The 22277-nt window shown below is 54.9% G+C and carries 19 protein-coding genes; 9 read left to right on the forward strand and 10 right to left on the reverse strand.

Features of this window, described 5'->3' with window-relative positions:
* Positions 1-361: 361 nt before the first annotated feature.
* The 5 genes from FHW17_RS13260 (at position 362) to fae (ending at position 6799) form a co-directional block, all read left to right on the forward strand.
* Complete coding sequence (locus FHW17_RS13260) at positions 362-1786, forward strand: capsular biosynthesis protein (protein ID WP_112526092.1); 1425 nt, start codon at positions 362-364, stop codon at positions 1784-1786.
* A 5-nt stretch (positions 1787-1791) separates the two neighbouring features.
* Positions 1792-3912 (forward strand): capsular polysaccharide biosynthesis protein, encoded by a 2121-nt coding sequence (locus FHW17_RS13265; protein WP_182510078.1) that lies wholly within the window; start codon positions 1792-1794, stop codon positions 3910-3912.
* Complete coding sequence (locus FHW17_RS13270) at positions 3909-5177, forward strand: glycosyltransferase family 1 protein (protein ID WP_112526088.1); 1269 nt, start codon at positions 3909-3911, stop codon at positions 5175-5177. The genes FHW17_RS13265 and FHW17_RS13270 overlap by 4 nt, the downstream gene beginning before the upstream one ends.
* Before the next feature lie 264 nt (positions 5178-5441).
* On the forward strand, positions 5442-6239 hold the full coding sequence (locus tag FHW17_RS13275; protein ID WP_348643736.1) for an FkbM family methyltransferase: 798 nt from the start codon (positions 5442-5444) through the stop codon (positions 6237-6239).
* A 77-nt stretch (positions 6240-6316) separates the two neighbouring features.
* Positions 6317-6799 (forward strand): formaldehyde-activating enzyme, encoded by a 483-nt coding sequence (fae, locus tag FHW17_RS13280; RefSeq protein WP_112526086.1) that lies wholly within the window; start codon positions 6317-6319, stop codon positions 6797-6799.
* A gap of 6 nt (positions 6800-6805) precedes the next feature.
* On the opposite strand, the gene FHW17_RS13285 is transcribed toward fae, so the two are convergent.
* The 4 genes from FHW17_RS13285 to FHW17_RS13300 form a co-directional block, all read right to left on the reverse strand.
* Positions 6806-7918, reverse strand: a complete 1113-nt coding sequence (locus tag FHW17_RS13285; RefSeq protein ID WP_112526084.1) for a (5-formylfuran-3-yl)methyl phosphate synthase — start codon at positions 7916-7918, stop codon at positions 6806-6808.
* 102 nt (positions 7919-8020) lie between these two features.
* Positions 8021-9058, reverse strand: a complete 1038-nt coding sequence (gene tdh, locus FHW17_RS13290; protein WP_112526082.1) for an L-threonine 3-dehydrogenase — start codon at positions 9056-9058, stop codon at positions 8021-8023.
* Positions 9059-9067: 9 nt separating this feature from the next.
* Positions 9068-10258, reverse strand: a complete 1191-nt coding sequence (locus FHW17_RS13295; protein WP_112526080.1) for a glycine C-acetyltransferase — start codon at positions 10256-10258, stop codon at positions 9068-9070.
* Between the two features lie 83 nt (positions 10259-10341).
* Positions 10342-11520: an ROK family transcriptional regulator gene (locus FHW17_RS13300; RefSeq protein ID WP_112526078.1), complete on the reverse strand. Its 1179-nt coding sequence runs from the start codon at positions 11518-11520 to the stop codon at positions 10342-10344.
* A 124-nt stretch (positions 11521-11644) separates the two neighbouring features.
* Here FHW17_RS13300 and FHW17_RS13305 point away from each other — a divergent pair, with 124 nt between their 5' ends.
* The 3 genes from FHW17_RS13305 to FHW17_RS13315 are packed head-to-tail and all read left to right on the forward strand — an operon-like array spanning position 11645 to position 14625.
* Positions 11645-12382 carry a glucosamine-6-phosphate deaminase gene (locus tag FHW17_RS13305; RefSeq protein WP_112526076.1) on the forward strand — a complete coding sequence of 246 codons (738 nt, stop codon included), beginning with the start codon at positions 11645-11647 and terminating at the stop codon, positions 12380-12382.
* Positions 12379-13398, forward strand: coding sequence for an N-acetylglucosamine-6-phosphate deacetylase (locus tag FHW17_RS13310; protein ID WP_182510079.1), 1020 nt, complete (start codon positions 12379-12381; stop codon positions 13396-13398). The genes FHW17_RS13305 and FHW17_RS13310 overlap by 4 nt, the downstream gene beginning before the upstream one ends.
* 30 nt (positions 13399-13428) lie before the next feature.
* Positions 13429-14625 (forward strand): extracellular solute-binding protein, encoded by a 1197-nt coding sequence (locus tag FHW17_RS13315; RefSeq protein ID WP_112526072.1) that lies wholly within the window; start codon positions 13429-13431, stop codon positions 14623-14625.
* 36 nt (positions 14626-14661) lie between these two features.
* Here the strand turns inward: FHW17_RS13315 and FHW17_RS13320 are convergent, their stop codons facing one another.
* Positions 14662-16512, reverse strand: a complete 1851-nt coding sequence (locus FHW17_RS13320; protein ID WP_112526070.1) for an ABC transporter ATP-binding protein — start codon at positions 16510-16512, stop codon at positions 14662-14664.
* A gap of 40 nt (positions 16513-16552) precedes the next feature.
* On the reverse strand, positions 16553-17764 hold the full coding sequence (locus tag FHW17_RS13325) for an aminotransferase class V-fold PLP-dependent enzyme (RefSeq protein ID WP_182510080.1): 1212 nt from the start codon (positions 17762-17764) through the stop codon (positions 16553-16555).
* A 134-nt stretch (positions 17765-17898) separates the two neighbouring features.
* Here FHW17_RS13325 and FHW17_RS13330 point away from each other — a divergent pair, with 134 nt between their 5' ends.
* Positions 17899-18711, forward strand: coding sequence for an IclR family transcriptional regulator (locus FHW17_RS13330; RefSeq protein ID WP_182510196.1), 813 nt, complete (start codon positions 17899-17901; stop codon positions 18709-18711).
* Positions 18712-18713: 2 nt separating this feature from the next.
* Here the strand turns inward: FHW17_RS13330 and FHW17_RS13335 are convergent, their stop codons facing one another.
* From FHW17_RS13335 to FHW17_RS13350, 4 genes are read right to left on the reverse strand one after another with little or no spacing between them, the layout of a single operon-like run.
* The gene (locus tag FHW17_RS13335; RefSeq protein WP_182510081.1) at positions 18714-19211 is read right to left on the reverse strand and encodes a RidA family protein; all 498 of its coding nucleotides are present in this window, start codon (positions 19209-19211) and stop codon (positions 18714-18716) included.
* Between the two features lie 9 nt (positions 19212-19220).
* Entirely contained in the window at positions 19221-20432 is a 1212-nt protein-coding gene (locus FHW17_RS13340) for an amidohydrolase/deacetylase family metallohydrolase (protein WP_182510082.1), read from the reverse strand.
* Between the two features lie 2 nt (positions 20433-20434).
* Positions 20435-21304 (reverse strand): ABC transporter permease, encoded by an 870-nt coding sequence (locus FHW17_RS13345; RefSeq protein WP_113095803.1) that lies wholly within the window; start codon positions 21302-21304, stop codon positions 20435-20437.
* A complete protein-coding gene (locus FHW17_RS13350; protein WP_182510083.1) occupies positions 21304-22245 on the reverse strand; it encodes an ABC transporter permease in 942 nt (313 codons plus the stop codon). The genes FHW17_RS13345 and FHW17_RS13350 overlap by 1 nt, the downstream gene beginning before the upstream one ends.
* Between the last annotated feature and the right edge of the window lie 32 nt (positions 22246-22277).

Genomic DNA, 22277 nt, shown 5'->3' on the forward strand with positions numbered 1-22277 from the left:
TCACGCGCTCACAGGTCGAAGGGCAGATTCTGCAATGTTTGCTTGGCAATGCCAACCTCATACTGATCTCCACAACCGCATCAGAGATGTCTACTACGTCACAAGATATAGTGAAACTAAACATTCTGCAATTATAACTGTATGGAACTATTGATATAATTAAAGTTATCACAATACAAATGTACGTTAGCAACCATACAAAAACAAATACCTATCTTATTGTCGTAAATATACTTGTTCTGGCGGATTTAGTATAGCGCCATAAAAAACCGAGTGAAATAACTATCTGAAATTGCGTTTGTTTTGGGTTCTGGTGGCGTAACGTCAAACAGGAACCGATTGCGAAGGGGCTTGACGACCTGTGAGGGAGAAATCCGGGCAATCTGGTATAATCGTTCCTTTTCCGATCCGCGGACGTGCAATTCGCTGCTTTACTTCAGAAAAACCGCTTGTTCTTTTATTACAGGGTCCTGTAGGACCGTTTTTCCGTACGCTTGCCGCCTCGTTTGAAGCTGAAGGTTTTGACGTTCTCAAAATCAACTTCAACGGCGGAGACTGGCTGTTTTCCCATGGCCCCGGCACGCTTAATTTCTGCGGCTCAATGGATGCCTGGTCGGATTGGCTTGATACGTTCATTCGCAGCAGGCGGCCCGAAGCTATCGTGCTTTTCGGTGACAGCCGCCCCTATCACCGTCAGGCAATCATGGTTGCCTTACGCGCTGGAGTGCCTGTTTCGTCTTTTGAAGAAGGCTATGTGCGCCCCAATTTCATTACCTGCGAATGGGATGGAAACAATGCCCTTTCACCCCTGCGCAGGCCGCAGCCTGCGCACCATGAGAATCCTGCACCAGAAGCTGTAGAGCCGGTAAAGGGCAATCTGTTTCGGGCCATGACTCTGTTCGCAATTCGCTACTATCTGGCCAAGACCGCGGGAGCCGTCTTCTTTCGCGGCAATGTGCATCATCGAAGCCGTGGAATCCTGTCGGAGTCCATTCTCTGGACCCGGAATTTTTACCGCAAGATTCGCCATTATCCGGCAAATAACGAGATGATGTTGAATTTGATCGAGAACCTTGAAAACCAGTATTTCGTGGTCGCGCTGCAAGTTCACGACGACCAGCAGTTGTTGCGGCATGGCCGCGGCTGGACGATGGAAAAGCTCATTACCGAAAGCATCCGCTCATTCAAGCGATTTGCATCACCGGCGCATCATCTCGTGATCAAAGTCCATCCAATGGATCGCGGACATAAAAGCTACCGCCCATTTGCAATGGAGCTGGCCCGGATTGCCGGCTGTGCGGACCGGGTGCATATCGTCGATGATGGTTCTATTGGCCTATTGATACGCCATTCCCTCGGGCTGGTGACGGTCAATAGCACATCTGGCCTGCTCGCACTGAACCATGGCAAGCCGGTGCTTTCCCTCGGCGAAGCCATCTATAACAGACGCGATCTCGTCTGGGGCAGATATAGCAATGATTTGGACGCAACAGCCGGGATCGACGATTTCTGGCTTTCGCCAATGCCGCCCAAGCGCGATGCAGTCAAAGCCTTCAACAAGCGGATGCATGAAGAAAGCCTTGTTAATGGCAGCTTCTATCTACGCAACTTGATCGACATCACGACCAAGCGCGTCGTGCGACGCATTCAGGCTGACTTGAAGGTCATCTCTGTCGATATCCCTTCGATAGAATCTGAACATCTGGCGGAAAGTCCCATTGGGAAAAAAGGAGCAGTGCAACAACAGGACGTACTTTCCTCATTGTCCCCTGACCTTCCGAATTGACTGCCATGAATTTTGCAAGAACGTTCCCGCTTCCCGAGACAGTTCAAATCAATCTTGACGGTGTTTTAGCCGAGAAAGCAAAACAGACCGGCTGGTTGCCGCCGCAAGGTTCAGAACTTCTGGCATTTCTGCCGACACGGCTTCGTTTTCCCCTCATCGGACCAGCCCTTGATGCGGTTGCTATCAAATCGGCAGAGCTAATGTGGAATCGGGCCGACGGTGTTGTGGGCTGGGGTGTAAAGCCTCTCGCACGCATGGCCCAGCGATTGGCTTCCATGCGCAATATTCCCTACTGGTCGTTGGAAGATGGCTTTCTCCGTTCCGTCGGCCTCGGCAAAGCGGGCGCACCGCCGGTCTCCATGGTCGCCGACGATCTCGGCGTCTATTTCGATGCAGCAAAGCCGTCACGTCTGGAAGAATTACTACAGTGCGGCGCAGAGAAACCAGATCTGGAGCGGGCACGCAATCTGCACGCACTGATCATCGAACACCGGCTTACAAAATACAATCACCTGCTGGATTACAAGATTTCCCTGCCTGCAAGCCGTGGCAGACGCATCCTGCTCATTGATCAGGTTGCGGGCGATTACTCGGTGCCGGGCGCTGGTGCTGACGAACACGCCTTTCTGCGCATGTGGAACGAGGCTCGTGCCGTGCCCGGTACAAGCGTCCTCGTCAAAAGCCATCCGGATAGTGTTGCAGGCTACGCCAGAGGCTATCTCAGCCACCTTGCCGGTCAACCGAATGTCCACTTTATTAATGAGAGCGTTTCACCGCATGCGCTGCTTGATGTGGTGGACGAAGTCTGGACGGTTTCAAGTCAGTTCGGCTTCGATGCGATATTGCGCTCTGTGCCCGTGACGACGTTTGGCGTGCCCTTCTACGCTGGCTGGGGTCTCACCCGTGATTGGGCCGAAGGAGAGATTGCAACCAGAGCATTGCATCGTCGCACGCGCAAAATCAGCCTTGATGCATTTGTTGCGGCAACGTTGCTGCAATACCCGCTCTATGTGGACCCGGTGACGAAACGGCCAACAACCGCCGAAAAAGCCGTGGACCGGCTTGTGGCTTGGCGTCGCCACGCGCTTGAGCGGCAGGGCAATTATCTCTGCGCAGGTTTCTCACGTCATAAGCGATCCACCGTTCGCCACATGCTCGCAGGACCTTGGTCGAGCGTTACCTTTTGCGGCAGCAATCCTGATAAGAAACAGTTAGAAAAGGCTGATTACCTTGTGCGCTGGGGCCAAAATGCGACCCTGCTTGCATCGGAAGAAAAGCTATCGGCTGCGATACCAGTTCTTCGCATGGAAGACGGCTTTATCAGATCAGCCGGCCTTGGCTCGGCGCTGACACCCGCCTCATCGATGTGTATCGACCGGGAGGCCGTCTATTACGATGCAACCCGCCAGAGCGGATTGGAGAAATTACTCCGGGCAGCGCAGTTTGATCAGTCATTGCTGGAGAGAGCCGCACGTCTGCGCCAACGGATTATCGAGCATGGGATCACCAAATACAATCTGCGGTCCATGATATCACCCGACTATCATGCGCTGGCGGCAGGCCGCCCTATCATTACGGTCGCAGGACAAGTGCCCGATGACGCCTCGTTACGGTTCGGTCTTACCAACGGCGTTTCAAATATCGAACTGCTAAAAATCGTCAGAAAACGACGCCCGGATGCCTTCCTTGTCTACAAGGAACACCCGGATCTCCTTGCCGGGAAGCGCAAGGGGCTCTCCGATGCAACGGTTCTTGGCGAAACTGCCGATCTGGTTGTCGGCGACGTGGCCGTTGATCGCCTTCTCGACGCCAGCGATGAAGTGCATGTGGCGACATCACAGCTGGGCTTTGAAGCCTTGATCCGGAGACGTCAGGTCTGGTGTTACGGATTGCCGTTCTATGCGGGCTGGGGCCTGACCCATGACGGTGTAACCCCGCTTCGCCCGCGCCGTACGCTTTCGCTCGATGAGCTGATTGCGGGGGTACTCATTGTCTACCCGCATTATCTGTCCGGCGAAACCGGACTGCCCTGCGAGGTCGAAGACGTCATCGACGAAATTCACGCAGCACGAAACAAAAAACGCAGTCTTGTACGCCGGTCATTGCACCGGATGGGGTGGGCATGATGAACGCAATTTCAATGGACATTTCCCGGCTAATTGGTCGATCACATTACTCGACACCAACGGGTATCGATCGCTTTGAGCTGCAATATGCCCATTGGGCCAAGGCTCGCAGTTCCTTCTTTGTCGAAATGGGGCGCAACAAACCAATAGCGATCAATCAGGGCCGCGCAACAGGGCTTATCACCGATCTCAGCGCGCGGTGGTCAGGAACGGCGTTGAGCCCGAAGCAATCGACGGAGCTTGAAAAGATTTATGCGGCCATTGATGGGCGCATATCCTGGTGTGATATCAAAGGCGCTTCCAATACCGCGCAACCGACCAAGGTAAAGCAGTGGAGCCTTGCAGCGGGTAAGGCCTTGCGAACATTTCTTCCGGCAGGCCCGATGGAACGGAATGCACCTTTTGTGCATGTCTCACATACAAATCTCGATAGACCTGCAGCCTTTTCCTGGCTCGACGCGAAGCGGCAAAGCGGTGTCTTTTACGTCCACGACCTTATTCCTGTTACCCATCCGGAATTCGTCCGGGCAAGAGAACCGCAACGGCACCTCCGAAGGATGGATACCGTCTTGCGTCATGCGGGTCTGGTGCTTTGTAATTCCCAGACAACCGCCCGCTCACTGCGTTCATTTGCCGAAGAACGCGGACGCACTGCGCCGCCCATTGCCATTCTCCCGCCGGGTATCGAAAATAGCTTTCGCCACGCGAGTCGAACAGCAACACCGCGCACAAGAAATCCCTATTTTGTCATTGTCGGCACGATCGAACCGCGCAAGAATCACATCCTGCTGCTGCAATTGTGGCGCTGGCTCGTCGAACGGGATGGAGCAGACGCGCCGCGTCTGGTGATTGCGGGCAAACGCGGATGGGAAAATGCACAGGTATTCGCGACATTGGATCGATGCCCGCAACTGCGCAATATGGTGATTGAAGTATCAGACCTCGGGGACGCTGCATTGGCCGATCTGATGGCGGGAGCCGCTGCCCTGCTGGCACCTTCCTTTGTCGAAGGGTATGGCATGCCTGTCGCAGAAGCCATGGCAACCGGTACACCGGTCATCGCATCCGACATCCCGTCCCACAGGGAAATTACAGGCGATCAAGCGATACTGCTTGATCCCAGCGATGGCCTTGGCTGGCGCGCTGCGGTTGATGCCCATACCAGTGAATATCGCAACAAATCGCGCCATACATCACAAGATTGGAATGGACATTTTAAAGTATTGGATGAATTGTTAGCGGGTGCCGTGCAAACTTCACGGTAACAGACTGAGTTTCACTTGATGTAGCAGATGAATTCCAATGAATGTGAAGGCGTCATGACGAGTTACAATGATATTTTAAATTGCTACAAATTTATCCTTGGACGTGAAGCAAACCCTGAAGAACAAAAAATAATATCCGAGAACCTGCTTAATATCTCGGATATTCCGTTTGGCGAACATCGAAGGAGATTCCTGTCTTCTACGGAGTTCCATCAAAGACATGCAGAGGTTATTTTTAATAACTTCGTTCGCAAGAGCATTGAGGTGCTCTACGAAACAAAGGACAACTTCAAGATTTATCTGGATTTGCGCCAGTATCACATGACGTTTGGCATCTTTAATGGCCAGTACGAAAAATTTGATATCGACATCATCAAGGCTGTAACACCCGACAAGGGCGTGTTTTTCGATGTGGGCGGCAATGTCGGATACTATTCGCTCTCCGTTGCGACCAAACCCAATTTCTCCGGCAAGATCGTTTCATTTGAGCCCTTGCCGCATCTCTGGAATCTGTTCAGCAAGTCAATCGTCGAAAACAAACTTTCGAAAATCGTCACGGTACACAAACTGGCACTTGCCGATGCACCGGGAACCATGGAACTGAACACCGCCGAGCATACGGTGAATGCTGGAGCGACCAGTCTTATCGCTGGTTCCGGAAACACAAAATCCGAGCGCAGCACGAAAGTGGAAACACTGGATGCAATGGCAAAAGGTTTGAAGCCTGATTCCATCAAGATCGATATTGAAGGTGCAGAAGGCCTGTTTTTCGCTGGCGCTGTCAAAACCATTCCGGCATCGAACCCGACAATGCTTGTCGAGGTCAACCGGGAAGTGCTTGCCACGCTCTCCAAGACCACCCCCGGCAGGATTTTTGACCGGTTGGCAGGCTGGGGTTACGAGGTCTGGGAAGTGCTGGAAGATTCGGTGCGGCAATTACCAACGCCTCAGGCTATCGACACGGCTTTCCCGGCTGGACGTGTCGCGAACATTCTGGCTATTCATCCCGATCGCAAGCGCGACGTCGCTGAACGGCTAAAGACACTCAACCTCACGCTCTGACCACCAAAACCACCTGATACATTTCTTCCCTGATCTCTCCATCTTGGGCTATAGCTGCGCAAGATGGAGGAATCGGCATGCAAATCATTAACAGGGTCATGGTTGGAGAATCTCTTGTTGGCGAAGGCAACGAAGTTGCCCATATCGACCTGTTGATCGGCCCGCGTGGCAGTGCGGTGGAAACTGCTTTTTGCAATGCTCTCACCAACAACAAGGACGGTTTCACTTCTGTTCTGGCGGTGATCGCTCCGAATCTGCCCTGCAAGCCCAACACCGTGATGTATAATAAGGTGACGATCCGGGGCGCGGGACAGGCCGTCCAGCTATTCGGCCCAGCGCAATCCGGCATTGCCAAGGCAGTTCGTGATTCCGTCGCGGACGGCATCATTCCGCAGAACGAGGCAGACAATCTTTTCATCTGCGTTGGCGTTTTCATCCATTGGCAAGCACGGGATGATGCCAAGATCCACGACTATAATTATCAGGCAACCAGAGAAGCCATCCAACGGGCAGTATCAGGCCACCCAACCGCTGCGGAAACACTGGCAGCGGCTGGCTGAGGCAGTCTATTGATGATCGCGGCGACGCTGCGATGCGGGCACCGTTGGCAATGCGGGTTTGACGGGAGCGATCTGTGCCTCGCGTTTTCGCTCGATCTCTACGCCAACACCGCCGGGTCCAAGTTCAAGCTTTTCAGCGCGAACGATCACACGCATCACACGCGGATTTTCCAGAATGAACGCTGCCACGCGCTCCGCGAGCGTTTCCGATAGCTCAATATGCCCGCGCGCAACAATCGTACGAATACCATCCATGATAAGATCGTAGGAAACGATGTGGCGCATATCTTCAGGATTGCGTGTCACCCGCAAGACTTCGGCAGTCACATCGAACCGCACCTTCTGAGCGATGCCATGCTCGAAACTGTAAGCACCGATATGAACGGGCAATACGAAATCGCGGACAAAAATCTTGTCGGTGCCAAGTCCTTCTTCCGCCGGATCGGGAAAATAGCCCCGCGCCGCCAGCAGCTGATAATCAACACCGGGAGCAAGACTGGTCTGGCGTTCTTCCGGAATGAGTTCGCGTATTCTGATTGCTGTTTGCGCACTGATTGCGCCTGAGTTCGCCGGGTCAAGAAGCGCTTCGCGAAAACCCAGTATATCGAGTTGAAAACTCAATAACCTCGGAATGTCAGGCGTTTCCAGCGCACCGGCCACGCCAACCGGCATTGAAAGTGCATGGGACTGGCGCACAAAGGCGTCGATGCTTGAAAGAGACAGATGGTTGAGCAGTCGCGATCCATTGCCAGTGTCGAGCATAACAGCATGGAAACCCTGCGCCACCAGCCCTGAAACATCGGGCAGATCATCAGTGATATCCGCATGAACAACGGCGATCCACTTGGTTTTGCCAAAATCAGGCAGTGAGCCGGGAGGTGCCGAAACGTCTATGGGAAGCTTGATAAAATCGATATCAAGTGCCCGCAGTTCGGCCGCATGCGATGTGAGCGCTGCCCATGCCAGTGTTGTACACAGGAGAGCCCTGTCTCCAATCGCATCTGCATAGAGTCGCAATGCCTCCGGATCAGATATCGGCACATCAATCACGTCAGCGCCGCATTGAAGGACAATCTCCGTCTCTTCAAGGCTATGAACGGTCACGAGCATCTTGGTCATGGGCAAAAACCTCCGGATGCACCATGAACTACATAGATCGGCGCATTGTTGCGCCGATCATGGCGCCATGAAATGGCGTCATTGCGAAACACGGCGCTTATTTCAGTGCCAGCTCAGGACAACCTTGCCTGAATTTCCCGAGCGCATGGCATCGAACCCGGACTGAAAATCATCAATCGGCAGGCGGTGGGTAATGATCTCGCTGAGATCGAGCCCACCTTGCACAAAAGCAATCATCTTGTACCAGGTTTCGAACATCTCACGTCCGTAGATACCCTTCAGATTGAGCATCTTGAAGATGACCTTGTTCCAGTCAATCTCAAAGCCGGTCGGTGCGATACCAAGGATGGCAATCTTGCCACCATTGTTCATCTTGTCGATCATATCGCGGAACGCCGGAGCAGCACCGGACATCTCGAGCCCCACATCAAAACCTTCCGTCATGCCGATCTGGCGCATCACATCCGTCAGGTTCTGCGATGAGGCATCAACGACGTAGTCGATACCAAGCTTCTTGGCGAGTGCAAGACGAACGGGATTGATATCGGTTATAACAACCTTGCGCGCCCCGGAGCGCTTGGCAACCAGCGCGCCCATGATGCCGATAGGTCCAGCACCGGTGACAAGAACATCCTCGCCAACCAGATCAAAACTCAGCGCGGTATGGACAGCATTGCCAAACGGATCGAAAATCGCGGCGATCTCGTCGGAAATATCATCCGGAATAGGCACAACATTGTATTCGGGAATACAGACATATTCGCCGAATGAACCCGGCCGGTGTACACCAACACCAAGCGTGTTGCGGCAAAGATGCCCCCTGCCCGCCCGGCAATTGCGGCACGTACCACAGACAATATGGCCTTCACCGGAAACCCGCTGTCCAACCTTGTATTTCGTAACGGCTGAGCCAATATCGGCAATCTCACCACAAAATTCATGCCCGACAACCATGGGAACGGGTATCGTCGCCTGCGCCCACTGATCCCAATTGTAGATGTGAACGTCCGTACCGCAGATCGCGGATTTCTTCACGCGGATCAGCACGTCATTGGGACCCGGCTCCGGCACAGGAACGTGTTCCATCCAGATGCCAGGTTCGGCTTTTGCCTTTACCAGTGCCTTCATCATATTCGACATGGTTTTTTCCTATTTGATGATGCCGAGATCACGCCCGACTTCCGCAAAGACGTCTATAGCGCGGGCGACATCTTCAGTTGTATGGGCAGCAGACATTTGCGTGCGGATACGCGCCTGACCTTTTGGCACGACCGGGAAGGCAAAGCCGACAACATAGACGCCTTTATCAAGCATGCGCGATGCCATTTCCTGTGCCAGCGATGCATCGCCAAGCATCACGGGAATGATCGGATGATCAGCACCGGCAAGCGTAAAGCCAAGCTTGGTCATATCCTTGCGGAAATGTGCGGCGTTGGCGCTGAGACGCCCGCGCAGCTCGGCACCCTGATCGATCAGATCGAATACTTTCAGTGATGCGGCAGCAATAACCGGTGCAAGCGTATTGGAGAAGAGATAGGGACGCGAGCGCTGACGCAGCCAATCCACCACCTCTGCCTTACCCGACGTATAACCACCAGAAGCGCCGCCCAGAGCCTTGCCCAGCGTGCCCGTGATGATATCGACCCGGCCTTCCACACCGCAATATTCAGCCGAACCACGGCCATTCTTACCGACGAAGCCAACCGCATGGCTGTCATCGACCATGACCATCGCGCCGTATTTTTCAGCGAGATCGCAAACGCCCTGAAGATTGGCGATAATACCATCCATGGAGAATACGCCATCCGTGGCAATGAGCTTGAACCGGCTGCCTTCGGCTTTCTTCAATTCTTCTTCGAGTGCCGCCATATCATTATTGGCGTAGCGGAAACGCTTCGCCTTTGACAGGCGGACACCATCAATAATGGAGGCATGGTTGAGCGCATCGGAAATGATCGCATCTTCTTCGCCCAGCAGCGTTTCAAACAGACCGCCATTGGCATCGAAACAGCTGGAATAGAGTATTGTGTCTTCAAGACCGAGAAAGCTGGAGATACGCGACTCAAGCTGCTTGTGCTCTTCCTGTGTGCCGCAGATGAAACGAACCGAAGCCATGCCATAACCATAACGGTCGAGCGCTGCCTTTCCGGCCTCTGCCAGTTCTTCATTGTTGGCAAGGCCAAGATAATTGTTGGCACAGAAATTCAGAACCTTCGCACCACTGGAAACCTGAATTTGCCCCGCCTGCTTGGAGGTGATGACGCGCTCGGACTTGTAAAGCCCCGATTCCTTCAAGCCCTTCAGCTCGGTCGTAAGGTGATCAATGAATTGCTGTGTCATGATCCGTATGGTGTCCTGCTTGGTTCTTCCGGCAACGGGCCGTGGCGATTGTGCGTATTCGGATATTCGCAGGCAGTGTCATCTCACGATCGGATGAATGTCTCAAGCCCCAGATTGAACAGCGGACGAACAGCACCAAGAATAGCAAAATCCTCGCTCGATTTGTCGGCGACCAGAACGGGCAGTTCGAGTGTTCCGATCAGCCCTTCCGCCTGAAAGGCGCTCTCAAACGCTTTCCAAACATCGGCGTTGGCAATGAAAGGACCGGTCACGATAACCCGTTTTGGAAAAAGCAGGCGGCAAACATTGGCGAGAGATCGCGCCATCAGTTTTAAGCCCGTCTGAATATCTGCGAGTTCGAGCAATGGCAGGCCGGACATCTGCCCCGCCAGCACTTCTTCATCCTCCGAAAGATCCGGCCAGATTTCACGCATCTGTGGCAGCAGGGCCCATAAGGCCGCTGCAGTCTCCAAACAACCATGATTGCCACAACCGCAAGGACGGTCTTCCAGCAGATTAAAGCGCCAATGGCCAATTTCGCCAAACGGCCCTCCGGCACGGATGAACGGATCGCCATTGACGCTATAGGCCAGACCAATGCCCCAACCCCAATGCAGCAGCAATGTATTGTCCGTGCCATAAACCGGGTCCTGCAATACGCGCGCATTGAGTTCCGCATCGAGGTGACGGCAGACGAGAACCACAGGTGTCACAGGGGCGAGCGCCGCAGCAATGTCAAAATCACGGAGATCAGGCCAGCGTGATGTCAGCAGCCAAATCTTGGCTTTCACATCAACAACACCTGATACGGACACGGATGTGCCGATGTGCTGCATCCCCAATGGGCATTTGCTTGCCAATAACTGGACCAGTTCCTGCATTGCGGCTGTCATCCGGTCGCGGTCCACACTGGATGGAATATCAAGACTTTCGCGTGCGAGCGTCTGCCCGCCAAAATCAACAAGAGTGCCACGCAGTGATCGGCTCGATACGTGAATGACCGTTGCCCCAAAACGTTTGACGTTGAGACCGATCTGGATCGCGGGCCGCCCCCGCCCGCTTTTTTCACCGGCTTTTTCCACCAGCAAGCCGCGCGCAATCAGATCACTCACCACTTTCGATGTGGTGGTCGAAGTCATGTCGAGCGTTTCGGCAATACCGGGCCGGGAGTGCTGGTTGCCATCTGAAATCAAAGCAATGACGCGGGCACAATCGCGCTGGTGGGCGTCGTCATAGTGCGTTTCGTCTATCGTTAAAATCATGGGGGAACGGCCTCGATCTTATTTTTGAATAATATTATTCTAAAATACCTTGCAGTGCCATGGATAGCTATGCTTACAATGGCCAGCACGGTGAGAAGCATATGCAAGAAGGTTGGTAAAGCCCATGGTTGATACGCGTATTTTATCGGACAAACGCACACTCGGTGCGACAGGTGCCGAGTTGGGAGCGGCCGCGATCCGGCAGGCAATCAAGCAGAAGGGCAAAGCTTCAATCATTGTTGCGACAGGCGCCAGCCAGTTCGAGCTGCTGCAAAGCCTCGTTGCGGCTGAGAATATTGATTGGTCGCTCGTCACTGCATTCCATCTTGACGAATATGTCGGCATGGACATCACGCATCCCGCGAGTTTTCGCAAATATCTGCAGGAGCGATTTATTGCCCCCTTGGGCGGCAAGGTTACGTTTTATCCAGTGAATGCCGAGGTTGATCCGCAGGTAGAGGTGCAGCGGTTGAGCAAAATCATTGCCGGGCACGATATTGATGTGTGCTTCGCCGGTATCGGCGAGAACTGTCATCTGGCATTCAACGACCCGCCCGCAGATTTCGATACGGATCAGCCCTATATCGTCGTGACGCTGGATGAAGCCTGCCGCAGGCAGCAAATGGGTGAAGGCTGGTTTCCGTCTCTGGAAGCAGTGCCGCAACAGGCAATCTCCATGAGCATCAGGCAAATTCTTAAAAGCCGCTTGATCATCCTTTCTGTACCTGATGAGCGCAAATCACAGGCCGTGAAGGACGCGCTTGAAGGCCCGGTTGATCCGCGTTTCCCGGCTTCAATCATCCAGAGCCATTCGCAAACAATCCTTTTGCTCGATCCAGATTCAGCGTCGAGACTTGCATGATCACAGGCGGTCTTGTCGATATTCAGGTGAATGGTTTTGCCGGCGTGGATTTCAACTCCACCCAGCTGACGCCTGGAGCACTCGATCATGCATTGGAGGCAATGCGGGCGACAGGTGTTACCACATGCCTGCCAACGATTATCACTGCTTATCCTAATGAACTGGAGGCACGTTTTGCTGCGCTGGATCAGTGCGTGAATTCAAGCCAACTCGGGCCTTCAATGTGTCCGGGATATCACCTTGAAGGTCCGTTCCTTAGTCCCGCACAGGGTTTTTCCGGGTGTCACCCGGCTGGCGCCATGACGGCAGCGGACCCGGCGCTGGTTGCTCATCTTCAGAGCAAGATCGAAAGACCGATCCTTCTCGTCACCGTCGCACCTGAAATATCCGGCGGTCTCGACTTTATCAGGGCTATGACGGCGCAAAATATTCTGGTTGCGATTGGCCATTCATCGGCTGATTTCGCCATGGTTGAGGCGGCAGCAACAGCGGGTGCAACCATGTCCACCCATCTCGGCAACGGCCTGCCACAGACAATGGCAAAGCTCAACAATCCGCTTTTTGCACAACTGGCTGAAGACCGGCTTCTGGCCACTTTCATCGCCGATGGCATTCATCTTCCGCCCAAAGCGCTGAAATCGCTGATGCGCGCCAAAGGCTTTGAACGCTGCGCTTTGGTGACTGACGCCGTTGCTGCCGCCGCAGTCCTGACCGGTACTTATGATTTTGCAGGCATGCGCATTGAGCGCACCGAAGATGGCACTGTCCGTTTGCCCGGTACGGTTGGCCTCGCCGGGTCATCTCTCCGTCTGGATGACGCAGTTCGCAATCTCGTGCATTGGGGCATAGCAAGCTTCGAACAGGCGGTCGAAATGGCCTCGACGCGATTGCTGGATGCACTGGAGCCAGTGTTACGCGCCCGCAACATCACCCTCCCGCATACAGAGATTGAATGGTCCGAGACAATGATCGTTCGCAGCGTCCGTATCGGCGCAGAGGTCAAGCATTACAACTGAAATATCCAAGAACAATAAAGGGGAATGCAAATGGGAAATGACCAGTTTCGAATAAACCGCCGGATACTGCTCGGCGGCATGACAGCATCCGCAATGGCAGGCGCGATACCGGCATGGGCAAAGTCGCCCGCCCTGCCCGCAGCACCCGTTGTCATTACGGTGATGGATGTGGGCGGCGCGCTCGCGCTGATGCAGCCAGCCTTCGAAGAATATGCCAAGACCTATCCGGAGCGGGCATCGCGGATCATCTTCACCAAAGCGCCGGTCACGGAGCTTGCTGGCAAGCTCAAGGCGCAGCAGAGCGCGGGCCGCGTCGATATTGATATTGTGCTTACGGGCAGCGATGGCCTGGCCGCTGGGCTTGCCAATGAGACGTGGCTGAAGATCCTGCCGGATTTTGCCGACAAATTTCCGGGCATCGAGGAAAACTACGAACCGGCAGCGCTCGCCCTGCATAAGGCGCAAGGAGATGGATTTGGCGTCGTCGTCAACTACTACCCCTCCGGTCCCCTGATCGAGTATGATCCCGAGCGCGTGAAAAAGGTGCCGACCAGCGCGGAAGAGCTGCTTGCCTACGCCAGGGAAAATCCCGGACGTTTCATGTATGCCCGCCCGACCAATTCCGGTCCGGGTCGCACGTTCATGATGGGCCTGCCCTATATTCTCGGCGACAAGGACCCGCAGGACCCGGTTAATGGCTGGGACAAGACATGGGCTTATCTCGCCGATCTTGGCCAGTATATTGATTATTACCCTGCGGGCACTGGCGCCACGATGAAGGAATTCGGCGAAGGATCGCGTGATATCATCATCAGCACCACCGGCTGGGATATCAATCCGCGTGCGCTTGGCATTGTGCCTGAAACCGCCAAGATCGGAACCCTCAAAGGCTTCCATTGGGTTTCAGACGCCTTTTTCATGTGCATGCCCAAGGGCATAGCTGATGACAAGGCAGCAGTTGTCCTTGACCTTATGGCCTTCCTGCTCACGCCAAAGGCGCAGGCTTATTCCTATGACGAAGGTTATCTCTATCCCGGTCCTGCAGTGAAAAACGTACCCCTGTCGATGGCGCCGCAACACAGTCAGGATGTCATCAAGCAGTTTGGCCGGGAAGAATATGCCGGGCTGATCGCCAACAACCCCATCGAATTGCCGTTGAAACCAGACAAGATGGTCGTCGCGTTCCGCAAATGGGACGAACTGGTCGGATCAAAGAAATCCAAGTAAACGCCACGGGATCATGGCGGGCAACTGCCGTGATCCCTATTGCACTTGAACCAGATGTCCGGCTGAGACTTCATTGTATTGCCTCACAGGCACAACGAAATCGGGTGTGCGCACCGGGCTTTTGATCTCGTCATTGGAGACAGGCCGCTTGATACCGCGCCGCGATGGATCAGGTACAGGCACAGCGGATATCAGCTTTTTCGTATAGGGATGCTGCGGGTTCTCAAAGATGGCTTCGCGTGAACCAATCTCAACGATCTCACCGAGATACATGACGGCAATACGATGGCTGACCCGTTCCACCACGGCGATATCGTGCGAGATAAAGAGATAGGCGAGGTTCAGGCTCGCCTGCAGGTCGAGCAGCAGATTGATCACCTGCGCCTTGATTGAAACATCCAGCGCCGAGACCGATTCATCCGCAACGATCAGCTTGGGATCAAGCGCCAGCGCCCGGGCAATGCATACGCGTTGTCTCTGACCACCGGAAAACTCATGCGGGTAGCGGCTGGCCATATCGGCATGCAGACCGACGCGCTCCAGAAGATCGGCGACGCGATCCCGCGCCTGCGCCCGCGTTCCGAGCCTATGTTCAAGATAGGGTTCGGCAATCGCAGCACCAACCGGGATACGCGGATTGAGGCTGGCAAACGGGTCCTGAAAGATCATCTGCATGCTGCGGCGTATATCGCGCAGCCGCTTCGGTTCCATGGTTAGAACATCTTCACCGTTCAGCAGAACCTCACCACTTTGCGGCTGCACCAGCCGCATGATGGAACGACCAGTGGTTGACTTCCCGCATCCGGATTCGCCAACGAGTGACAGTGTTTCACCCGGCTGCAAGGTAAAGGAAAGGTTTTCTACCGCATGAACGCGGCCTTCCAATTGCCCGAACATCCCAGAATGAATATTGAAACGGGTGGTGAGGTTCTTCACTTCGAGCAATGGTTTGACTTCGGTCTTGACGGTATCCGCTGCCTCAACGGGAATGTCCGAGGTGCCGGTTGCACGATCAACCACGGGAAAACGCAAAGGACGCTTAAGTCCTTTCATCGATCCAAGAATGGGAACGGCCGAGAGAAGCGAGCGTGTATAGGGATGCTCGGGGCGCGCAAATATGTCCTCGGTTTTCCCTGTTTCCACCGCTTCGCCATTATACATGACGACAGTGCGGTCGGCGATTTCAGCGACCACGCCCATATCATGGGTGATGAAGAGAACCGACGTTCCCTCCTCTTCCTGCAACAGTTTGATAAGATCGAGAATCTGGCCCTGAATGGTCACATCGAGAGCGGTCGTGGGTTCGTCTGCGATCAAAAGTTTCGGTTTGCTGGCCAGTGCCATGGCAATCATCACGCGCTGGCGCATGCCGCCGGAAAACCGGTGCGGATATTCATCAAAGCGCGATTTCGCTGCGGGAATACGAACTTTTTCCAGAAGCCGGATGGTTTCAGCTTTCGCGTCCGCTCGGGACATGGAGGAATGACAAAGCAGGGCTTCGCTGATCTGCTGGCCGACCGTGAACAACGGGTTGAGGCTGGTCATCGGCTCCTGAAAAATCATGGCAACATCATTGCCACGTACAGCCCGCATCTGGTTTTCAGGAAGGGCAAGAATGTCCTTGCCACCAAGCATGATCTTGCCTTCGATGCGGCTCTTGTCCTTTTGCAGAAGCCGCATGATTGACAGAGATGTCACGCTCTTGCCTGAACCGGATTCGCCAACAATAGCCACCGTCTCTCCCGGCGCCACGTCAAACGAGACATTACGCACGACAGGCCGCCATTTGCCATCGGACTGGAAGGATGTCGTCAGATTGGAGACGGACAATACAGGGGCGAATGGATTGCTCTTATTGTCCGTATGCGAAGGCTGACGATTTTCCATGAATACAAATCCTTTCCGCTGGCAGATGACGAGGCGCTGGTTAATCGGGCCAACGCATGAGACCGGCGATACGGCGGGCGTAGCGGTTTTCAACAGGGGTCGAGATGATCTCGTTTGACGCGCGCGCCTTGCCGAGTTCCTCGACCAGACGGCTTGCCACAATGGTTTCTTCACCGGGGTGCAGATTACACGGGTCCATGTAGAAATAACCGTGCTCGACCTCATGATCGCGCACGATCACCGGGCGTGATCCCTGCGCCAGTGCGTCGGCCAGATCCCACGCACTGATATGCGCAGCCTGTGGCTCGATGATAACGCGGATGCGGTCGAGCGGATTGTTTGTTGGATCGGCCTCGATAATGGTGGTCACACCCGGCTTGCCCGCAAGCGTCTGCTGCCAGAGATTGAGATAGCCGGTTTCCCGTTCGCGAATACCCGCATGGTCGCGTTTTTCCCATGCTTCCAGCGCAGCGATGGTTCCGAGAATGCTCTCCTTGCCCACCTTCATGCCGCGGCCAATGCCCATGTTCTGCAGGAAAGTGTTGCGGACGAAATCCTTGGCACCGGCAACGATACCGCCTGTTGGGCCACCAAGAAATTTGTGCGAGGAATAAAGCGCAATATCCGCGCCCTGTTCCAGAAAGATTTTGAGATCATATTCGGAAGCCGCGTCAACGATAACAGGTACGCCGCGTGCGTGGCAGACTTCCGCAAATTTCTTCAGGGCAACGAGGCCATACTGAACCGTATGATGCGAGACAACAAAGACAGCCGCCGCCGTCCGCTCATTGATCGCCCCATCAAGATGGTAGGGGTAGCAGGACGTTGCCTGACCGACCAGAATCGCCTTGGCACCGGCAAGCCTGATGCCCTGATCAACCGGCGCGCCATAACTGACCACATGGCCCATCTGGATAATGACTTCGTCCTTCAACCCCGTCGTATCGGGCAGGCGTTCAATGGCGGCAAGGTTATTGCCGGTCATGGCCGCCGCCACCGCAAGACTGATGCCAGCGGAACAGGACGCGGTAACAAAGCCCGCCTCGCCGCCCGTCAGGCGGGCAATCACAGGGCTCGATCTTTTCTGCAGATCATTCACCTCGACAAATTGCGGCAGGATCGCCGTCATGGCGGCAACAGCCTCTGGGACCACAATCGAAGCACCCAACGATGTCATCGTTCCGGAGACGTTGATAACGGGTCGCAACCCGAGCGTTTCACGGATATCGTCGGGGTTATGAGAGTCGGTCATGCTGTTCTCCTCGAAATGTTGCCGCTTGCAACGCATTCCATTTGTCAGGCATATATGCCACTATAATGTAATATACCGTTTGAAGACCAATCGATCCTGCCAGGAGCCTGAACGTGGACGCAAAGACATCAGACATGGATGCCACCCGCGATTTTGAGAAAACTGAAAAACCTGATGCCGCCGCTCGCCGTTCGCGTGTCAGCGGCATTGATCGCGCCTTGCAGGTTCTGGATCATCTGTATGAAACCGGTAGCCCGGCTGGTGTTTATGGGATCGCCAAGGCCATCGGCGCGCCGCTTTCCACGGTTTACGTCATCATTGATGATCTGGTCGAAAAAAACCTTCTCTCGCGCAACAATGACGGTTCCGTCTGGCTCGGCGCGCGGCTCTACCATTATGGCCTTGCCTATGCCCGCTCGCTGGATTTTCTCGATGTGGCCAATCACGAGATGCACAATCTCAGCCGCATTTCCGGCGAAACCGTGCAGGTTTGCGGTCGCGATGGCGACCATATGATGGTTCTGGCCATGGCCGACGGACCTGGTCATTTCCACGTCACCTCGCGCGTCGGCACCCGCGTTCCCTTGAACTGGACCGCTTCGGGCCGTTTGCTTGTCGGTCATCTGCCGGAAGCGGAACGGCTGGAGCTTTTCAAGCGCTGCGCCAAATCCTCGCCTACGGGCCGTGCCGTCATCGAACCGGCTGCGCTGTCGAAAGCTGCCGGAGACGCGCTGCAATCGCGCATCTCCATTCAGGCTGGTGAATCGGACTACGCCGTCGCCTGTGTTGCCTCGCCGGTTTGCGACGACAAGGGCACCTGCGTTGCCACCATTTCCATCGTTCTGCCCGAACAGAAGATTGCCGATAACCCCGTGCGCTATACGGCCGAGGTCAAGGCATCTGCGGAACGGATCGAAACCGTGATGGGCTGGCGCAGTCATTCCTGATCCTATTCCTTCAAGGCGATGATCGCCTCGATCTCCACGGTGATATTGCCCGGAAGTGAGCCAAAGCCCACAGCCGAGCGGGCGTGCTGTCCCGCATCGCCGAACACATCGATCAGCAGATCGGAACATCCGTTGATGACAAGCGGGTGATCCGCAAAATCGGGCACGGCATTGACCATGCCGAGCAGTTTGACCACCTGCTTGACCCGGCCAAGATCACCCAAAGCCGCATGCAGAACCGCCAGCAGGTTGATCCCTGTCAGCCTTGCATGGGCGTAGGCATCATCAACGCTGACGGTATCGCCAACCTTGCCGGTGTGCATAAAGCCGTCATCCTCACGCGGCCCCTGGCCCGACAGGTAAAGCATATTGCCTTCCTGAATATGGGTGACGAAGTTGGCAATCGGACGCGGTGCCGGAGGCAATACAATACCCAGCGCTTTCAGCCTGTCGTAAGGAGATGTGCCAGCTTCAATGGCTGGACTGGATGAATGGTTCACGCGAGCTCCTTAGCGGTATGAATAGGTATGACGGTGATTGACCATTTCAGGGTTCACCGGTTGATAGCGGCTGGCCGCAATGGTCTCTGTCCCCAGAACAACCATGCGCGGCTCGAACAGTTTGTGAAGCGTCGCCTTGTAGCCGAGTGAATCGATAACGCTGAGGTCTGAATCCACTAGCTCAAAAATCGTGAATTCAGCTGGCTTGCCGACCTCCAGAAGATTTTCTGTTGGCAGGCCGATTGCCGATGCTGGCGAAAGCGTGACGGCTTCTACAACCTTCTCGAACGGCATGCCGACGCTGAGCAGCTTTGACATGGTTGTTCCAAGATCCCAGACGGAATAGTTCAGGCTGTGCAGGTGAATGTCCGTCGAGATGGAGAATGGTAAAAGACCACGGCTGATAGCGACTTCTGCCACACGGAATGAGAATGATGCACCGCCATGGCCGATATCGAGCCGGATGCCTTCGCCGGCACAGCGTTCCGCCAGTTCGAACAGATCATCATCTTCGATAATGCTGCTGCCGACCTTGCCGTTAAAGCAATGGGTGATGATGTCACCCGGCCCGAGGATTTCCAGTACCTCGTCGTAGAGCGCGGGCGGTTCACCCACATGCACCATCATCGGAAGCTTCAGGATTTTCGCGACCTTCTTGCCAACCTTGACAGGCGTTACACCCCAAGAACCCGTTATGACGTGGCTGGCACGTACTTTCAGGCCGACAATGTGGTCGCGGTTCTCATTGACGCATGCAACGGTGCGATCAAGATCGATGGACCTGATATCGCTGAGTTCGCTGACACGGTTGCAGGCGACAAGACCGATAGAGCCGAGATTGAGGAAGGCTTTGATGCGTTCCTTCGCCGGTTCGATGATGTATTCGCGCAAACCATGGAAATTTGCTTCACCAGCCGAACCCGCATCGACGATTGTCGTCACACCGCGTTCCACACCGCAGATTTGCGGGCGCACGGAGATATCAGTGCCGCCATGCCAGACATGGGCATGCAGATCGGTCCAGCCGGGCGAAATCCACGCACCTTTCATATCAACGCGCCTGATATCTCCGGCGACATTTAGCGAGGGGCCAAATTCAGCAATTTTTCCGTCTGCACCAATGAGAATATCGATAGCGCCGGAAGGGGTATTCGGGCCAAAGGCAACCGCTTTGACATTGGTCAGCAACAGGCGACCATCGGTTGCAGAGGAGGCGGGCATGATCAGAGATCCTTTCTGAGGCGTGGGTCGAGGAGGTCACGGAAGCCATCACCCACCATTTGCAGCGAGAGAACGGAGAGAACGATGGCAATACCGGGAAAGAGGGTCATCCAGTCGGCCTGACCGACATATTGCCGTCCGGCGGCAATCATCGTGCCCCAGGTGGGCACTTCGGGGCTGACGCCAAGACCAAGGAAGGACAGGCCTGCCTCTGCCAGCATGGCATGGGCAAACAGGAATGTTCCCTGAACGAGGATGGGCGAGAGCAGATTGCGCAGGATATGCCGTGTCAGAATATGCGGCGTCGATATCCCAAGCGCATGGGCGGCTTCCACATAGGGCAACTCGCGAATGACAAGCGTTGAGGCACGCACCACGCGGGCAAGCCGCGGCGCATAGACAATGCTGAGTGCAATAATCACAGTGGTGAGCGACGGCCCCAGCGCGGCTACCAGGGCAATGGCAAGCAGGATATCCGGAAACGCCATCATCGCATCGATCAGGCGGGTGATCGGTGCATCGAGCCTGTGGAAGAACCCGGCGAGAATGCCCAGTGTCACACCGATCAGCGATGCCAGAACCACCACGGCAAAACCAACCAGCAACGACAATCGGGCCGAATAGATCGTACGCGAGAACACATCGCGCCCAAATTCATCCGTACCGAAAATCCATTGGGCGCTTGGCGGCTTCAGCCGGTTGACGATCGAAAGCTTGTTCGGCGCATAAGGCGCAATGAGCGGCGCCAGAACGGCAAGCGCAATGAAAATTGCCAGAACAATCAGACCAAAAAGCACGGTCTTGCGGCGGATGAGCACGCGGAAAAACTTGCTGCGCTCACTGACGGGGGCTGTTGAAGCAATATCGGTCATCAGTAGCGCACCCTTGGATCAACGACGAGGTAAAGCATGTCGATGGCAAAATTGATGAGGACATAAAGCCCGGCGATGACGAGAAGCGCGCCCTGAATGACCGGATAATCGCGGCGTAACACCGCCGACACGACCAGATTGCCGACACCGGGAAGGCCAAACACCGTCTCTGTAACCACAGCGCCGGAAATGAGCACGGCTGCGGTCAAACCAACGACTGTTATGATCGGGATTAACGCATTCTTGAACGCATGTTTGAGCACGACGCTGCGCTCGACAACGCCCTTGGCACGGGCGGTGCGAATATAGTCATCACCCAGCACATCCAGCATGGAAGCACGGGTAAAGCGCATGATCAGGGCCGATGAAACGATTCCCAGAGCAAAAGCTGGCAGCACGAGATGATAAAGCCGCTCACCAAAGGTTGTATCCGGACCGCCATAGCCGGAAACCGGAAATATGCCAAACCGCACTGCAAAGACCTGCATCAGAATGAGCCCCAGCCAGAAGCTTGGAATACTGGCGGCGAGCATGGCGAGCGCTGTTGCGGCCTGATCGAAAATCGACCCACGCCTGTAGGCCGCATAGACGCCAATGGGAATGGCAATGACACTGGCGATCAGGATCGAGAAAATGGTGAGGAAGAAGGTGGGCTCGGCGCGCTGCGCCAAAGCCGTCAGCACCGGCTGGTCGAGAAAGATGGAACGCCCGAGATCACCCTGCAACAACTGGCCGATGAAATAGACATATTGTACGGGAATGGACCGGTCGAGCCCGAGCGCTGCCCGCAATTGCGCGATATCGGCAGCGGTTGCTTCCGGCCCGAGCATGACGGCAGCGGGATCACCCGGCGTGACGCGCACAATGATGAACACGATGGTCACCACCAGAAACATCACGACAATCATGCCGATAAAGCGTTGGAATATGTAACGGAGCATCAGGTCGGTTCAATCCTGTTGACAGGGGGTAG

Source organism: Phyllobacterium sp. P30BS-XVII, assembly GCF_014138335.1.
GTDB lineage: Bacteria > Pseudomonadota > Alphaproteobacteria > Rhizobiales > Rhizobiaceae > Phyllobacterium > Phyllobacterium meliloti.

What these genes read in the sequence shown, in the direction of transcription:
- FHW17_RS13265 (WP_182510078.1), top strand. Translation starts at nt 1,792, where the DNA reads ATGAATTTTGCAAGAACGTTCCCGCTTCCCGAGACAGTTCAAATCAAT.
- FHW17_RS13270 (WP_112526088.1), top strand. Translation starts at nt 3,909, where the DNA reads ATGATGAACGCAATTTCAATGGACATTTCCCGGCTAATTGGTCGATCA.
- fae (WP_112526086.1), top strand. Translation starts at nt 6,317, where the DNA reads ATGCAAATCATTAACAGGGTCATGGTTGGAGAATCTCTTGTTGGCGAA.
- FHW17_RS13285 (WP_112526084.1), bottom strand. Translation starts at nt 7,918, where the DNA reads ATGACCAAGATGCTCGTGACCGTTCATAGCCTTGAAGAGACGGAGATT.
- tdh (WP_112526082.1), bottom strand. Translation starts at nt 9,058, where the DNA reads ATGTCGAATATGATGAAGGCACTGGTAAAGGCAAAAGCCGAACCTGGC.
- FHW17_RS13295 (WP_112526080.1), bottom strand. Translation starts at nt 10,258, where the DNA reads ATGACACAGCAATTCATTGATCACCTTACGACCGAGCTGAAGGGCTTG.
- FHW17_RS13300 (WP_112526078.1), bottom strand. Translation starts at nt 11,520, where the DNA reads ATGATTTTAACGATAGACGAAACGCACTATGACGACGCCCACCAGCGC.
- FHW17_RS13305 (WP_112526076.1), top strand. Translation starts at nt 11,645, where the DNA reads ATGGTTGATACGCGTATTTTATCGGACAAACGCACACTCGGTGCGACA.
- FHW17_RS13310 (WP_182510079.1), top strand. Translation starts at nt 12,379, where the DNA reads ATGATCACAGGCGGTCTTGTCGATATTCAGGTGAATGGTTTTGCCGGC.
- FHW17_RS13315 (WP_112526072.1), top strand. Translation starts at nt 13,429, where the DNA reads ATGGGAAATGACCAGTTTCGAATAAACCGCCGGATACTGCTCGGCGGC.
- FHW17_RS13320 (WP_112526070.1), bottom strand. Translation starts at nt 16,512, where the DNA reads ATGGAAAATCGTCAGCCTTCGCATACGGACAATAAGAGCAATCCATTC.
- FHW17_RS13325 (WP_182510080.1), bottom strand. Translation starts at nt 17,764, where the DNA reads ATGACCGACTCTCATAACCCCGACGATATCCGTGAAACGCTCGGGTTG.
- FHW17_RS13330 (WP_182510196.1), top strand. Translation starts at nt 17,899, where the DNA reads ATGGATGCCACCCGCGATTTTGAGAAAACTGAAAAACCTGATGCCGCC.
- FHW17_RS13340 (WP_182510082.1), bottom strand. Translation starts at nt 20,432, where the DNA reads ATGCCCGCCTCCTCTGCAACCGATGGTCGCCTGTTGCTGACCAATGTC.
- FHW17_RS13345 (WP_113095803.1), bottom strand. Translation starts at nt 21,304, where the DNA reads ATGACCGATATTGCTTCAACAGCCCCCGTCAGTGAGCGCAGCAAGTTT.
- FHW17_RS13350 (WP_182510083.1), bottom strand. Translation starts at nt 22,245, where the DNA reads ATGCTCCGTTACATATTCCAACGCTTTATCGGCATGATTGTCGTGATG.